The organism is Staphylococcus pragensis (assembly GCF_004785665.1).
Taxonomy (GTDB): Bacteria; Bacillota; Bacilli; order Staphylococcales; family Staphylococcaceae; genus Staphylococcus; species Staphylococcus pragensis.
The window spans coordinates 66,764-80,962 of sequence record NZ_SRPJ01000008.1 but is presented as its reverse complement, the minus strand read 5'-3'; the positions used below and the strand labels follow the sequence as shown (position 1 = coordinate 80,962).

At 31.9% G+C, this 14,199-nt stretch carries 13 protein-coding genes, 6 tRNA genes and 1 rRNA gene; 17 read left to right on the top strand and 3 right to left on the bottom strand.

The genetic code is table 11. The features are described 5' to 3' along the window. Positions 1 to 22 precede the first annotated feature (22 nt). From rrf to E2558_RS10895, 13 genes are all read left to right on the top strand, one after another. Positions 23 to 137, top strand: a 5S ribosomal RNA gene (gene rrf / locus E2558_RS10955). Between the two features lie 12 nt (positions 138 to 149). Continuing rightward, positions 150 to 224: transfer RNA gene (locus tag E2558_RS10950), tRNA-Asn, on the top strand. Position 225: 1 nt separating this feature from the next. Next, positions 226 to 300 (top strand) — tRNA-Glu (locus tag E2558_RS10945). Positions 301 to 307: 7 nt separating this feature from the next. Continuing rightward, a tRNA-Val gene (locus E2558_RS10940) sits at positions 308 to 383 on the top strand. A gap of 10 nt (positions 384 to 393) precedes the next feature. Continuing rightward, a tRNA-Tyr gene (locus E2558_RS10935) sits at positions 394 to 477 on the top strand. A gap of 6 nt (positions 478 to 483) precedes the next feature. Then, positions 484 to 558, top strand: a tRNA-Gln gene (locus E2558_RS10930). 3 nt (positions 559 to 561) lie between these two features. Then, positions 562 to 634: transfer RNA gene (locus E2558_RS10925), tRNA-Lys, on the top strand. Positions 635 to 780: 146 nt separating this feature from the next. After that, on the top strand, positions 781 to 1,587 hold the full coding sequence (cdaA, locus tag E2558_RS10920) for a diadenylate cyclase CdaA (protein ID WP_126566073.1): 807 nt from the start codon (positions 781 to 783) through the stop codon (positions 1,585 to 1,587). Between the two features lies 1 nt (position 1,588). Beyond that, positions 1,589 to 2,521, top strand: coding sequence for a CdaR family protein (locus tag E2558_RS10915; RefSeq protein WP_126566075.1), 933 nt, complete (start codon positions 1,589 to 1,591; stop codon positions 2,519 to 2,521). A 33-nt stretch (positions 2,522 to 2,554) separates the two neighbouring features. Further along, entirely contained in the window at positions 2,555 to 3,910 is a 1,356-nt protein-coding gene (gene glmM, locus E2558_RS10910; RefSeq protein WP_126566078.1) for a phosphoglucosamine mutase, read from the top strand. Positions 3,911 to 4,704: 794 nt separating this feature from the next. Next, a complete protein-coding gene (gene glmS, locus E2558_RS10905) occupies positions 4,705 to 6,510 on the top strand; it encodes a glutamine--fructose-6-phosphate transaminase (isomerizing) (protein WP_126565748.1) in 1,806 nt (601 codons plus the stop codon). A 155-nt stretch (positions 6,511 to 6,665) separates the two neighbouring features. Next, a complete protein-coding gene (locus E2558_RS10900; RefSeq protein ID WP_126565747.1) occupies positions 6,666 to 7,454 on the top strand; it encodes an ABC transporter ATP-binding protein in 789 nt (262 codons plus the stop codon). Positions 7,455 to 7,480: 26 nt separating this feature from the next. Beyond that, positions 7,481 to 8,338, top strand: a complete 858-nt coding sequence (locus tag E2558_RS10895; protein ID WP_126565746.1) for an HAD family hydrolase — start codon at positions 7,481 to 7,483, stop codon at positions 8,336 to 8,338. A gap of 54 nt (positions 8,339 to 8,392) precedes the next feature. On the opposite strand, the gene E2558_RS10890 is transcribed toward E2558_RS10895, so the two are convergent. Further along, entirely contained in the window at positions 8,393 to 9,463 is a 1,071-nt protein-coding gene (locus E2558_RS10890) for an EscU/YscU/HrcU family type III secretion system export apparatus switch protein (RefSeq protein WP_126565745.1), read from the bottom strand. Between the two features lie 129 nt (positions 9,464 to 9,592). On the opposite strand from E2558_RS10890, the gene E2558_RS10885 reads away from it, so the two are divergent. Then, positions 9,593 to 10,324 (top strand): metallophosphoesterase family protein, encoded by a 732-nt coding sequence (locus E2558_RS10885; RefSeq protein ID WP_126565744.1) that lies wholly within the window; start codon positions 9,593 to 9,595, stop codon positions 10,322 to 10,324. Between the two features lie 63 nt (positions 10,325 to 10,387). Here E2558_RS10885 and czrB read toward each other — a convergent pair whose 3' ends face one another. Together czrB and E2558_RS10875 are read right to left on the bottom strand one after the other, a co-directional pair. Beyond that, entirely contained in the window at positions 10,388 to 11,356 is a 969-nt protein-coding gene (gene czrB / locus E2558_RS10880; RefSeq protein WP_126565743.1) for a CDF family zinc efflux transporter CzrB, read from the bottom strand. After that, on the bottom strand, positions 11,356 to 11,691 hold the full coding sequence (locus tag E2558_RS10875; protein ID WP_126565742.1) for an ArsR/SmtB family transcription factor: 336 nt from the start codon (positions 11,689 to 11,691) through the stop codon (positions 11,356 to 11,358). Before E2558_RS10875 ends, czrB begins: the two co-directional genes overlap by 1 nt. Before the next feature lie 156 nt (positions 11,692 to 11,847). Here E2558_RS10875 and E2558_RS10870 point away from each other — a divergent pair, with 156 nt between their 5' ends. The 3 genes from E2558_RS10870 (at position 11,848) to E2558_RS10860 (ending at position 14,004) form a co-directional block, all read left to right on the top strand. Beyond that, positions 11,848 to 12,504: an SDR family oxidoreductase gene (locus E2558_RS10870; RefSeq protein ID WP_126565741.1), complete on the top strand. Its 657-nt coding sequence runs from the start codon at positions 11,848 to 11,850 to the stop codon at positions 12,502 to 12,504. 312 nt (positions 12,505 to 12,816) lie between these two features. Next, on the top strand, positions 12,817 to 13,749 hold the full coding sequence (locus E2558_RS10865; protein ID WP_126565740.1) for a type I phosphomannose isomerase catalytic subunit: 933 nt from the start codon (positions 12,817 to 12,819) through the stop codon (positions 13,747 to 13,749). A gap of 24 nt (positions 13,750 to 13,773) precedes the next feature. Next, positions 13,774 to 14,004, top strand: a complete 231-nt coding sequence (locus E2558_RS10860; RefSeq protein WP_126565739.1) for a hypothetical protein — start codon at positions 13,774 to 13,776, stop codon at positions 14,002 to 14,004. Positions 14,005 to 14,199: the final 195 nt, after the last annotated feature.

Sequence of the window (14,199 nt, the reverse complement as noted above, 5' to 3'; positions counted from 1 at the left end):
TGAATGTATAATCATTCACTTGTCTGGTGACAATGGCAAGGAGGTCACACCTGTTCCCATGCCGAACACAGAAGTTAAGCTCCTTAGCGCCGATGGTAGTTGGATTTACGTTCCGCTAGAGTAGGACATTGCCAGGCATATCATATTATTCCGCAGTAGCTCAGTGGTAGAGCTATCGGCTGTTAACCGATCGGTCGTAGGTTCGAATCCTACCTGCGGAGCCATGGCTCCTTGGTCAAGCGGTTAAGACACCGCCCTTTCACGGCGGTAACACGGGTTCGAGTCCCGTAGGAGTCACCATTTTGTTGGAGAATTAGCTCAGCTGGGAGAGCATCTGCCTTACAAGCAGAGGGTCGGCGGTTCGAACCCGTCATTCTCCACCATTTATAAGTCGGAGGGGTAGCGAAGTGGCTAAACGCGGCGGACTGTAAATCCGCTCCTTCGGGTTCGGCAGTTCGAATCTGCCCCCCTCCACCATCTTAATGGGCTATAGCCAAGCGGTAAGGCAACGGACTTTGACTCCGTCACGCGCTGGTTCGAATCCAGCTAGCCCAGCCATTAGAGCCATTAGCTCAGTTGGTAGAGCATCTGACTTTTAATCAGAGGGTCAGAGGTTCGAATCCTCTATGGCTCACTCACAAGCATCCCAATTTGGGATGCTTTTTTTGTTATCTAAAGGTTTTGATAACAATATAAATAAATTTTTAATTGTTCATATGACAGTTAGTATTTTCATTGGTATAATTAGGACTATGGAAAAATATATTCGGAGGAGATGCTATGGATTTTTCCAACTTTTTTGATAATCTAAGTACATTAAAAATAATTACAAGTGTACTTGATTTACTTATCGTATGGTATGTCCTTTATCTTCTCATTACTGTATTTAAGGGTACTAAGGCTATTCAGCTACTTAAAGGTATTTTATTTATAGTTATTGGTCAGCAAGTCAGTAAAATCCTTAATTTAACTGCTACTTCTAAGCTGTTTGATATTGTGATTCAATGGGGAGTACTAGCATTAATAGTGATATTCCAACCTGAAATTAGACGTGCTTTAGAACAGTTAGGTCGAGGAAGTTTATTCAAACGATATACAAATACCTACAGTCATGATGAAGAAAAATTAGTTGAAGCAGTTTCTAAAGCTGTACAATATATGGCTAAAAGACGTATAGGTGCATTAGTCGTTTTTGAGAAAGAAACCGGTTTACAAGACTATATTGAAACTGGTATTGCAATGAATTCTGAAATATCGCAAGAATTGCTTATCAATGTTTTTATACCAAATACACCTTTACATGATGGAGCTATGATTATTCAAAATTCTAGAATTGCTAGTTCTGCGAGTTATCTACCGTTATCTGACAGTGCTAAAATTTCTAAAAGTTTAGGTACGCGTCATAGAGCAGCCGTAGGTATATCAGAGGTTTCAGACGCCTTTACAGTTGTGGTGTCTGAAGAAACTGGATCAATATCCGTTACATTTGATGGCAAATTACGTAGAGATATTTCAGAGGAAGTTTTCGAAGAGTTATTAGCTGAACATTGGTTTGGTACACACTTTCAAAAGAAAGGTGTGAAATAAGATGTTAGAAAGTAAATGGGGTTTACGATTTGTAGCTTTAGTTTTAGCTATATTCTTTTACTTATCTGTAAATAATGTCTTTGGTAATGTTTTTAATAATAATAATTTATCTCAAAATTCTTCTAAAACTATTGAAGATGTACCTGTGGAAGTTCTTTATAATTCAAAAGATTTACATGTTACTAAAGCTCCAGATACAGTAAATGTAACGATTTCTGGACCGCAGTCCAAACTACTTAAAATAGAGAATTCGGATGATATTAAAGTGACAGTTGACTTATCTAATGCAAAAGCAGGGAACTATAAAGAAGATTATATAGTTAAAGGATTAAGTAATGACATCAATTATAATGTCAAGCCTAAACAAGCCTATATCACTCTTGAAAATAAAGATTCTAAAACAATGCATGTACAACCTGATATAGGTCAGAATGATATTGATGCTAATTACAAAGTAAAAGATAGCAGAGTAGAGCCTGACACTGTGAAAGTAACAGGAGGTAAACAACAACTATCTAAAATTGCTTATCTCAAGGCTACTTATCGTGACGTAGACAAGATAAATAAAGACACTTCTGATGTAGCAGATGTAACTGCTTTTGATAAACAACTCAACAAGTTAAATGTGCATATTAAACCTGATCAAGTGAAATTAACAACAGAGGTAGAGCCTTATAGTAAGAAAGTCAAAGTTCATGTACACACTGAAGGTAACTTACCAGATGATGAAGAACTTGATGATATTTCATTAGATAAAGATGAAATTGAAATTTATGGTAATAGAGAGACATTGCAAGATATTAATGAAGTTGACGCTGTAGTGAATTTAGATGATATATCTAATTCTACAGATAAAAAGGTTAAAATCAATATACCTGACAAAGTTAAAAAAGCTGATACAGAGGAAGTAACGGCACGTATTAATTTGAAATAATTTAAATTTTTATAAATAAAGGAGAATTTAACAATGGGAAAATATTTTGGTACTGATGGAGTAAGAGGAATAGCAAATAAAGAATTAACTCCTGAATTAGCATTTAAATTAGGACGTTATGGGGGCTATGTTTTAGCACATAATAAAGGTGAAGCACACCCTAAAGTACTAGTAGGTAGAGATACACGTGTCTCTGGTGAAATGTTAGAATCAGCATTAATCGCTGGCTTAGCTTCTATCGGTGCAGAAGTTATGCGATTGGGCATTATTTCAACTCCAGGTGTAGCTTATCTTACTCGTGAAATGGGCGCTGAATTAGGTGTAATGATTTCTGCTTCACACAACCCTGTAGCAGACAATGGTATTAAATTCTTTGGTGCAGATGGATTTAAATTATCAGATGATCAAGAAAATGAAATTGAAGCTTTACTTGATCAAGAAAATCCTGAATTACCTAGACCTGTAGGAAAAGATATTGTACATTTTTCTGATTACTTTGAAGGGGCTCAAAAGTATTTAAGTTATTTAAAATCTACAATTGATGTTGATTTAGATGGTTTGAAAATTGTCTTAGATGGCGCAAACGGATCAACATCTGCATTAGCACCATTTTTATTTGGAGATTTAGAAGCTAATACGGAAACAATTGGTTGCAGCCCGGATGGTTATAATATTAATGAAGCATGTGGCTCTACTCATCCAGAGCAATTAGCTGAAAAAGTTGTAGAAACTGAAAGTGACTTCGGTTTAGCATTTGATGGTGATGGAGATCGCTTAATTGCTGTAGATGAAAAAGGTAATATTATCGACGGAGATCAAATCATGTTTATTATTGGTCAAGCAATGCATAAAAATAATGAGCTGAACAATAATATGATTGTTTCTACAGTAATGAGTAATTTAGGCTTCTATAAAGCTTTAGAACAAGAAGGTATCGCTTCAAATAAAACTAAAGTTGGAGATAGATATGTAGTTGAAGAAATGCGACGTGGCAATTACAACTTAGGCGGAGAACAATCTGGCCATATCGTTCTTATGGATCATAATACAACTGGTGATGGCTTATTAACTGGTGTACAATTAGCAGCAGTAATTAAAATGAGTGGCAAACCTTTAAGTGAATTAGCAGCTCAAATGAAAAAATATCCACAATCTTTAATCAATGTTAAAGTTACTGACAAACATCACGTTGAAGAAAATGCAGATGTCAAACAAGTAATGACTGAAGTTGAAGAGGAAATGAATGGAGAAGGTAGAATTTTAGTTAGACCTTCTGGTACTGAACCATTAGTACGTGTAATGGTTGAAGCAGCTACAGATGAAGATGCTCAACGTTTTGCTCAACGAATTGCAGATGTTGTTGAAGAGAAAATGGGTTTAGATAAATAATATTGTATTAGAAAAAAAGGGAGAGGGACAGAAATTAAATAAATTTCGTCGTCCAACCCCAGCTTGCTTTATTAGTGGAATTTCTTAATGACATTCTCTGTGCTGGGGCCCCGCTCCCCGGCAAGGGTGACTAGATTTGAAAAAAGCTTGATTTAAGCGCATTTTCAAACCAGTCAGCTACTGCCAATATATTAGCAAAGGCTGAGACATTTTAATTTGTCTCAGCCTCTATTTAATTTCTAGGAAATTAAAACGCTTACATATATTAATAAGCAATCTTTTTAATAAATAAAAGTATAAAAAATTAAATTAGTTAAATGGTTCAATAAGTTATAAAACTTATATTCTTTAAAATAATACATTTTTGTTGTGAAATTATTTGCAATAATTTGTTTATACAGTGTAAAATAAATAATATTGGAAGGAGGAAAGTATAGTAACAAACTAAAGCGCCAGGACAAAGTATTATTTATTAATGATTAAGAATTAAATATGAGAATTCTTATAGATAAATCAATCACTTTGTAGACGAGGAGAATAGTCATCGAGTAAATCGGCGGATGCTATTCCGGATGCGACACATTCGTGAGCTTATTATTAAAACATTTAGGCAACTAAATGCACAAAAATAATAAGAATGTCTATCTTTATCAAACAAAAATAGAAAAAAATGGCAAAAAGGTTAAGTAAATATTGAGAAATAATGAAGATTAATGATATTACTTGCCTCTAGATAGATACATTTTATAAAACAGATAAAATGATTTGCCATTAATTGACGGAGGAAATTTTTTATGTGCGGAATTGTAGGTTATATTGGTTATGATAATGCTAAGGAATTATTATTATCAGGTTTAGAAAAATTAGAATACAGAGGTTATGACTCTGCAGGAATTGCAGTTGCTAATGAAGAGGGTACCACTGTATTTAAAGAAAAAGGTCGTATTGCAGAATTAAGAAAAGTAGCAGACAGCAACGATATCGATGGCCATGTTGGTATTGGTCATACTCGTTGGGCTACACACGGTGTACCAAGTACAGTAAACTCTCATCCACATCAATCAAATAATGAACGTTTTACACTAGTGCATAATGGTGTAATTGAAAACTATGAAGAATTAAAAAATGAATACTTAAAAAATGTTGATTTCAAATCTGAAACAGATACTGAAGTTATCGTTCAATTAGTTGAATTCTTCTCAAATGAAGGTTTAGCAACTGAAGAAGCATTTACTAAAGTAGTATCTTTATTACACGGTTCTTATGCTTTAGGTTTATTAGACAACCAAGATGAAGATACAATTTTCGTTGCTAAAAACAAATCACCTTTATTAGTAGGTGTAGGTGAAGGATTTAACGTTATTGCATCTGATGCTTTAGCAATGATTAAAATTACAAATCAATATAAAGAAATCCATGACCATGAAATTGTTATCGTTAAAAAAGATAGCGTAACTATTAAAGATCAAGAAGGTAATGTACAAGATCGTGAAACTTATACTGCACAAATTGATGCTTCAGATGCAGAAAAAGGTATTTATGATCACTACATGTTAAAAGAAATTAACGAACAACCAGCTGTAATGCGTCGTATTATTCAAGAATATGAAGATGAAAATGGTGATCTTAAAATTGATCCTGAAATCGTTAAAGATGTTACAGCTGCTGACCGTATTTATATTATTGCAGCAGGTACAAGTTACCACGCTGGTTTAGTAGGTAAAGAATATTTAGAAAAATGGGCTGGCGTACCTACTGAAGTACACGTTGCTTCAGAATTCGTTTACAATATGCCTTTACTTTCTGAAAAACCTTTATTCATTTATATTTCTCAATCAGGTGAAACAGCAGATAGCCGTGCTGTATTAGTTGAAACGAATAAACTTGGTCATAAATCATTAACAGTAACAAATGTAGCTGGTTCAACATTATCACGTGAAGCAGACCATACATTATTATTACATGCAGGTCCTGAAATTGCTGTAGCATCTACTAAAGCTTATACAGCTCAAATTGCTGTATTATCTATCCTTTCACAAGTAGTAGCTAAAGAACATGGCCGCAATAATGATATCGATTTATTAAGAGAATTAGCAAAAGTAACAACTGCAATCGAAACAATTGTAGATGATACACCTAAAATGGAACAAATTGCGAAAGATTTCTTAGAAACAACTCGTAACGCTTTCTTCATTGGACGTACAATGGATTATAATGTAAGTTTAGAAGGCGCATTAAAACTTAAAGAAATTTCATATATTCAAGCTGAAGGATTTGCTGGTGGTGAATTAAAACACGGTACAATCGCATTAATTGAAGAAGGTACACCTGTTATTGCTTTAGCAACTCAAGAAAAAGTTAACTTATCAATTCGTGGTAATGTGAAAGAAGTTGTAGCTCGTGGTGCAAATCCATGTATCATTTCTATGGAAGGTTTAGAAAAAGAAGGCGATACGTATGTTATCCCTCATGTACATGAATTATTAACACCATTAGTATCAGTAGTTACATTACAATTAATTTCTTACTATGCTGCATTACACAGAGATTTAGATGTTGATAAACCACGTAACTTAGCTAAATCAGTTACAGTAGAATAATCATTTTTCAATAACTTTAACTATTTAACAGTCTAATGAGTTATCTCATTAGGCTGTTTTTTTTATATAGTCTTACTACTTTAAAAGAAGAAATTGATTTTGAATAATTATCTGAATTGTCTTACAATAAGATTATTGTGAGATGGGGTGTTGTGATGTTAATTTCGTTAGAAAACGTTTGTAAAATGAAACAAGGTAGATTAATTCTTAATCAATTATCGTGGAATATCAAGGAAGGCGATAAATGGGTATTATACGGCTTAAATGGCGCAGGTAAGACTACGCTACTCAATATATTAAATGGATATGAATCAATTTCTGAAGGTACCCTTAATCTTTTTGGTATGAAACCAGGATGTTATGGCTATTCTGCTTCTAAGGTAAGGGAGCAAATAGGTTATGTTTCCTCTAGTTTATTAGAAAAGTTTCAAGAAGGTGAAACGGTAATAGATGTTGTTATAAGTGGTGCATTTAAATCTATAGGCGTTTATAAAGAAGTAAATGAAACGTTAGTTAAAGAAGCTGAATCATTGTTACAAATAGTTGGTATGCATGACTTCCAACATCAATTTTTAGGATATCTCTCTACAGGACAACGACAAAAAGTCATGATTGTACGGGCATTGATGAATAATCCTAAATTACTTATTTTAGATGAACCTGCTTCAGGTCTGGATTTTATTGCACGAGAGACACTATTTGCTACCTTAGAACAATTAAATCAAGAATATCCCACACTTTCTATCATTTACGTAACACATTTCATAGAAGAAATTATTCCATTATTTGATAAAATATTTTTACTAAAAGAAGGGAAATGCTTTAAACAAGGAGATATTAACGATATTCTTAATAGTGATATTATGTCTCTAATGTTTAAGACAAACGTAGAAGTTGTAAAATATCATCAACGTTGGAGTCTGTTTTTGAAAAATAATAATTGAAAAATTATACGGAGGGTACATACATAATGACAGAAAAAACTAAAGCTATATTTTTAGATATGGATGGCACAATTTTACATGAAAATAACCAAGCTTCTTTTAAAACAAAAGAAGTTATCGATGCATTAAGAGATAAGGGATTAAAGGTATTTTTAGCTACAGGTCGTTCATATTCTGAAATTGAAAACTTAGTACCTCAAGGATTCAAAGTGGACGGTATTATCAGTTCAAACGGCACTAGTGGAGAAATAGATGGAGAAAACTTATTCCAACATAGTTTATTAACAGATAGTGTTAAGAAGATTGTTAGTTTAGCTCAGCAACAACATATTTATTATGAAGTATTTCCATTTGATAAAATGCGTATTGCTTTAAAAGAAGATAAACAGTGGATGGATGAAATGATTCAAGGAGAAACACCTCCTAATAATGTAAGTGAAAGTGAATGGAAATCACGACGAGATGCAATGGCAGGGAAGATTAATTGGGAAGAAGAAATTGTAGAAGATCAATTCGCTAAAATTTACTTATTCAGTGATAACTTAAATAAAATTGCAAACTTTAGAGATGAATTAATACAAAATAAAGTGTTATTAAATATTAGCGTTTCTAATTCATCGAGATTTAATGCTGAGACGATGGCTTATAAAATTGATAAAGGTACAGGGATTAAAGAGATGATTGAACATTTTAACATTAAACAAGAGGAAACACTTGTTATTGGGGATAGCGATAATGACAGAGCTATGTTTGCTTTTGGTGGATATTGTGTTGCTATGAAGAATGCTCGTCCAGAAATTAAAGAATTAACAGATGATGTGACGTCATTTACGAATGAAGAAGATGGTGCGGCATTATATTTAGAAGAAAAATTCTTAAAATAATGATAAAAAAATCATCGGCAACGATAAGCCGATGATTTTTATTAGACATATATTTTATTTTTTATCTGAGTGATGTTTAACTTTGTCTGTTACCACTTCAGATTGATTTTTAAGTTTATCGTTAACACTTGTAGATTCTTGTCTTTCTTTATGAAGTGAATCATCATTAGTAGTGCCTTTTGTTTTTTCATTTTTATCTAATTTTTTATTTTTACGGAGTTTGTTTTGTTTTTCTCCACGTTTTAAGAAATATTGAACAATTCCCATGAGAATAACGAAATAAAGAACAAATCGTAAAACTAAAATGATAACTTCAGCAATAATCATAATCACTTGTGCCGCTTTTTGTGACATATTGGCAGTTGATACTGAGATTAGAGTGCCTAATGGCTGAGTAATAATGATAATTACTAAGTTGATTAAAATAATTGCAATAAAGAATTTTAACCAAGTTTTATTACCATTTTTAATGCCTTTAAAGCCTTCTTTAAAATGATTCATCGCACTTAAATCATTATTTTGAGATAATGATACTGTATAGTTAATCATCCAAATAAAGAAGAACCAATAAACTAATGATAAGATTAGGCCCATAATAATTACAAATATAATTTGTACAGTTAATAAAATTCCTATTGCATGATCAGAAGTACTTACTGATTGTTGCAATGAAGTGAATATTGGGGTTAAAGCTTTATTAAATAAGAAGTTTAAACCCATTGTGATTAGATACATAATGATGTATAACACCATTGAAAGTAGAGCTAAAACAATACTTTTGCTATATTTTCCTTTCTTAAAAGCAAAAAATAAATCTGAAAAACTAACTTTTTCTCTTTTTATTGCTTTAGCCATTACATTAAAAGCACCAGCAAGTAATTGATAACCTACTAATATAAAGAAAAGCAATCCTAAAACAAGTGTTAGAATCATTATAAATAATGATGAACCAGTTGATTGTTGAAATTGTGCTGCTATTTGCATTTGCATAAATGATTGAATAAAGAATGTTCTAGCAACAACAAAAATCGCAAATACAATTAAAAAACTAACTATACTAAATAGGATAGTTTTTAAAATTTGCGATTTAGCATTTTTAAATGCCAAACTATGATAGTTAAACAATATAAGCACTCCTTTACTGTAATATAAACACAATATCAAAATTTACGAGTTTTTTAAATTAATATCTAACAAAATTAAATATTAAGTGTTAAAATGTCCTAATGATTAAATTTGAAGGGAGAATGAACTATGAAATTTGCGATTATTACTGATGTACATGGCAACTTTGATGCGTTACAAACGGTTTTAGATGATATTGATAATAGAGGAGATATTGATAAGATTTATAACTTAGGTGACAATATCGGGATTGGGCATGAAACGAATAAAGTATTAGATGCAATATTTGATCGTGATGATATGGAAATTATTGCTGGAAATCATGACGAAGCGGTCATGTCGTTAGTAAATAATACGCCTTACCCTGAGGATTTAAAAGATAAATTTTTTGAACATCATCAGTGGATTGAAAGTCATATGGATGAAGACTACTTTGACCAATTAAATTTACTTCCTAGAAGAATTGAAACTACAATTTGTGGGAGAAAATTACTGTTCATCCATTATGAAATTGAAAATGATAAATTTGAATCAAGAATCGATGAACAACCTTTCAGTCCTATTGTAAATAATGAAAAAGAGAGCATCAAAGCGCTATTTAAAGATAAAGAAGCAGATTTTATAGCATTTGGTCATAATCATCAATTACATTTATATGATGACAATCAAACTATTTATTTTAATCCAGGTTCAGTTGGGCTTAATAATGGCGCTCATACAGTTTATGGGATTGTAACGATTACGGAAAATAAATGCTCAGTAGAAAGAGTAAAACTATCATATGATAATGAAGAATTTCTACAAGGGTTTGATGAAAAGAAAGTACCAGCAAAACAATTGATTTTTGATCAATTTTTATAAGTATAAATTAAGCCGAGTGACGACTATACGATATGTATCGCCACTCGGCTATTATTTTGTTAATTAATGTTCATGAGAATCATGATGATCATGTTCATGGTGTAAACCTGAGCATAGAATAGAATCATCGTGTTTATGTTTAGGTGTTTCAAGTTGAATAGTCATATGCTGAATATTTAAATGACTCAAATCATGTTCTATCCTTTCAAGTATTTGTTCACATTTTTCAACAGTGAGAGATTCGCTAACTACAGCGTGGCAACTTAAAGCATTCATATCATTTGAAATTGTCCATACGTGATAGTCGTGAACATTTTGAATATCTTTGTGTGATGTAATTGTTGAAATCACTTTCTCTAAATCTACATCATTTGGTGTACCTTCCATTAGAATATTTAAAGATGAAAGGGTGATACCGTAGGCACTTTTTAAAATTAATAGAGATACAAGAATACTTGCAATAGGGTCTGCAATAGTGAAATTAAAAGCCCAAATAAGTATAGCGGCAATAATGGCACCCACTGAACCTAATAGGTCACCTAGGACATGTATAAATGCGCCTCGCATATTTAAATTATGTGACGTATCGCCACCTTTAAACATAATGATAGCTACCACAATATTTACAATTAAACCAACGACACTAATAATAAACATTTCAGTTGATTGGACTTCTGGCGGTGTGAAAAATCGTTTTATCGCTTCAACAATGATGATAATACTAATTACAAATAATGTAATTCCATTGAAAAGAGCAGCTAGGACTTCGAAACGTTTATAACCAAATGTTTTAGTTGTAGTAGTATTTTTCTCTGCGTAAATAAAAGCGACTAAAGCTACGCCGAGCGACACGGTATCACTAAACATATGTAGTCCGTCAGAGAGTAGAGCTAAACTATTAGCAATAAAGCCTCCTATAATTTCGATAACCATAAAGAGACCAATAATAATAAATGAAATTGCTAATATTTTTTTATTGTTTGTATGCACGTGGTTATGCGCATGTGCATGAGAATGAGAATGATTTGCCATTAATGTTCACCTCTTGGATGTTGAGCATGATGGATTGCTTGTTTTAATAAAGTAGAAACATGTTGATCATCAATTGAGTAAATCATAGATTGTCCCTGTCTCGAAGATTTAACAAGATGTGCTTGTTTTAAAATCTTTAACTGATGTGACACATTTGATTGTGATAAATTTAAAGTATGTGTAATGTGTCCTACGCTTGATTCGCCTTCTTGTAGTAATTCCATAATTCTTAATCTATTATAATCACTCAACGCTTTAAATATTTCAGTTACTTTAGTTAAAGTTACCTTATTATCTTTATTTTCTGTTACATGCTCTGGAAAATGAGCAGTCATAATATCACGCCTTAAATATTAATATATGAAAATATCTTCATATATTAATATTATTATCACCTTATTAAAATGTCAAATTGAATAGGGAAGTTTTATTAATCACTTAGAGTGGTATGCATGAATTATAAACATTTCACGAAGGAGGATGAATTTTTTATGAGTATTTTAGTTATTGGTGCAAATGGTGGCGTAGGATCTAAATTAGTTCAACAATTAAAAGATGATAATGTTACTTTCACAGCTGGTGTGCGTAAAGAAGAACAAGTGTCATCATTAAAAGAACAAAATATTGAAGCTATCTTAGTAGATGTTGAAAAAGATAGCATTGAAGAATTAACAGAAAAATTTAATGAATTTGATAAAGTGATCTTTTCAGTTGGTTCTGGTGGTAGTACTGGCGCTGATAAAACAATTATTGTTGATCTAGATGGTGCTGTTAAAGCTATTGAAGCTAGTAAAAAAGCAAATGTTAAACATTTTGTAATGGTTTCTACTTATGACTCAAGACGTGAAGCATTTGATCCTAGTGGTGATTTGAAACCATATACTATTGCTAAACATTATGCAGATAATCACTTAAGAGATTCTGGTGTTACTTATACTATTGTACATCCAGGCGGTTTACAAGACGAAGAGGGAACTGGACAAATTGAAGCGGACTTATACTTTGATGGCAGAGGCGTCATTCCGCGTGAAGATGTAGCAACAGTGTTAAAAGAAGTTGTGACTTCTGAAGATAAATATCAAAATCAAGAATTCCAAATTATAACTGGTAATCAATCTATCCAAGACGCATTATCTCGTTTTCAATAAATAAGTCCTTCTAAATAAGTTTTTTATCGAGTTAAGAGGCTGATACTTCGGCCTCTTATTTTTCATGTTTAAATAACTTCTATTAAAAATACTTCAAAATTGATATAATAAATACATAAGTGACTTTTTAAACAACATCATTTAATATAAATTATTCAGCATAATTTATATTAAAAAAGGTTTATTCATTAGCTTAAATTAAATGTTTTTCTATAATATTTACGGAAATATTTATTATACATACCGAATATTGAATAAGAATTGATAAATAAATATACTACATAACAATTAGGTTTTTAGGGGGGTGTAACGATGCCATTATTTTTAAAGCCAATTTTTCTTGAAAAAGTATGGGGCGGTAACCAATTAAGTCAATTTAACTATGACATACCGAGTGACCATACAGGAGAGTGTTGGGGGATTTCAGCACATCCCAATGGACGTAATATTATTCTTAATGGTCCTTATGCTGGTCAAACATTAGACCAATTGTGGAAGGATCATAGAGAATTGTTTGGGGAATTTCCGAGTAAAGATTTTCCACTTTTATGCAAGTTTGTAGATGCGAAAGCACCGTTATCTATTCATGTGCATCCTGATGATGCGTATGCATATGAATTTGAAAATGGACAATATGGTAAATCAGAATGTTGGTATATTATTGATGCTGAGGAAGATGCAGAAATTATACTTGGAACAACATTGGAAACTAAAGAGGCACTTCAACAGGCAATTGAAAGTGATACATTATTGGATAATTTAAGAAAAGTTAAAGTGAAACCTGGTGAATTTTATTTTATTCCAGCGGGAACGATACATTCTATTGGGTCAGGAATTATAGCTTATGAAACAATGCAATCTTCCGACATTTCTTACCGTTTATATGACTATGATAGAAAACGTAATGATGCTACACAACTTGAAATTCAAAAAGCATTGGATGTAACACAGTTTTTAGCTGAAATACCTAGTGTTATTCCAGAAAACGAAATAATTGAAAATCATAAATGTAGTCATATTGTTTCAAACGACTTCTTTACCATGGTGAAATGGGAAGTTAGCGGGACGTTAAATTATATGAAGCCTAGAGAATTTTGTTTAGTATCAGTGTTAGAAGGCGAAGGAAGTATAATTACAGATGGAGAAATCTTTAAGTTAGAAAAAGGTTCCAATTTCATTTTAACTTCTGAAGATTTAGATAGTGTGTTTGAAGGTAATTTTACGTTAATTATCAGTTATATATAGTGAAATTAGTCTAGGAGCGTTTTTATGAAACAATTTCTATACATATCTTTAATTTGTGGCGTAATATCAGGCGTAGGTATATTCTTCAATTTACCTAATTATCCCTCACTGGTCATTCCTAGATTAGTATCAATTGTAGGAATCATCAGTGCTATTTTAACCTTTAAAGATAAGAATTTAAGCGCAATGTTAAAATTAGGTGGTATTATGATTAATATTATGCCACTTTTAGGCAGTTTGTTAGTTGTCCGATAATTATGAGAACAAGAATTTATAATTTGCGTCAGAGCTGTGAAATTATAGATTCTTGTTCTATTTTTTTGTTATAAAATAGTTACAGTAAGATAACTTTCCAAAGAATGATATTCATTTATTGAAAATGATAAAACTTGTTGGTAAACAGATTATTAAATAACTAAAATATGATAGAATAATTTAATAAAAAGCTCA

Coding starts and splice junctions, on each gene's coding strand:
- E2558_RS10885 (WP_126565744.1), top strand. CDS start 9,593: ATGAAATTTGCGATTATTACTGATGTACATGGCAACTTTGATGCGTTA.
- E2558_RS10870 (WP_126565741.1), top strand. CDS start 11,848: ATGAGTATTTTAGTTATTGGTGCAAATGGTGGCGTAGGATCTAAATTA.
- glmM (WP_126566078.1), top strand. CDS start 2,555: ATGGGAAAATATTTTGGTACTGATGGAGTAAGAGGAATAGCAAATAAA.
- E2558_RS10865 (WP_126565740.1), top strand. CDS start 12,817: ATGCCATTATTTTTAAAGCCAATTTTTCTTGAAAAAGTATGGGGCGGT.
- czrB (WP_126565743.1), bottom strand. CDS start 11,356: ATGGCAAATCATTCTCATTCTCATGCACATGCGCATAACCACGTGCAT.
- E2558_RS10860 (WP_126565739.1), top strand. CDS start 13,774: ATGAAACAATTTCTATACATATCTTTAATTTGTGGCGTAATATCAGGC.
- E2558_RS10895 (WP_126565746.1), top strand. CDS start 7,481: ATGACAGAAAAAACTAAAGCTATATTTTTAGATATGGATGGCACAATT.
- E2558_RS10915 (WP_126566075.1), top strand. CDS start 1,589: ATGTTAGAAAGTAAATGGGGTTTACGATTTGTAGCTTTAGTTTTAGCT.
- cdaA (WP_126566073.1), top strand. CDS start 781: ATGGATTTTTCCAACTTTTTTGATAATCTAAGTACATTAAAAATAATT.
- E2558_RS10875 (WP_126565742.1), bottom strand. CDS start 11,691: ATGACTGCTCATTTTCCAGAGCATGTAACAGAAAATAAAGATAATAAG.
- glmS (WP_126565748.1), top strand. CDS start 4,705: ATGTGCGGAATTGTAGGTTATATTGGTTATGATAATGCTAAGGAATTA.
- E2558_RS10900 (WP_126565747.1), top strand. CDS start 6,666: ATGTTAATTTCGTTAGAAAACGTTTGTAAAATGAAACAAGGTAGATTA.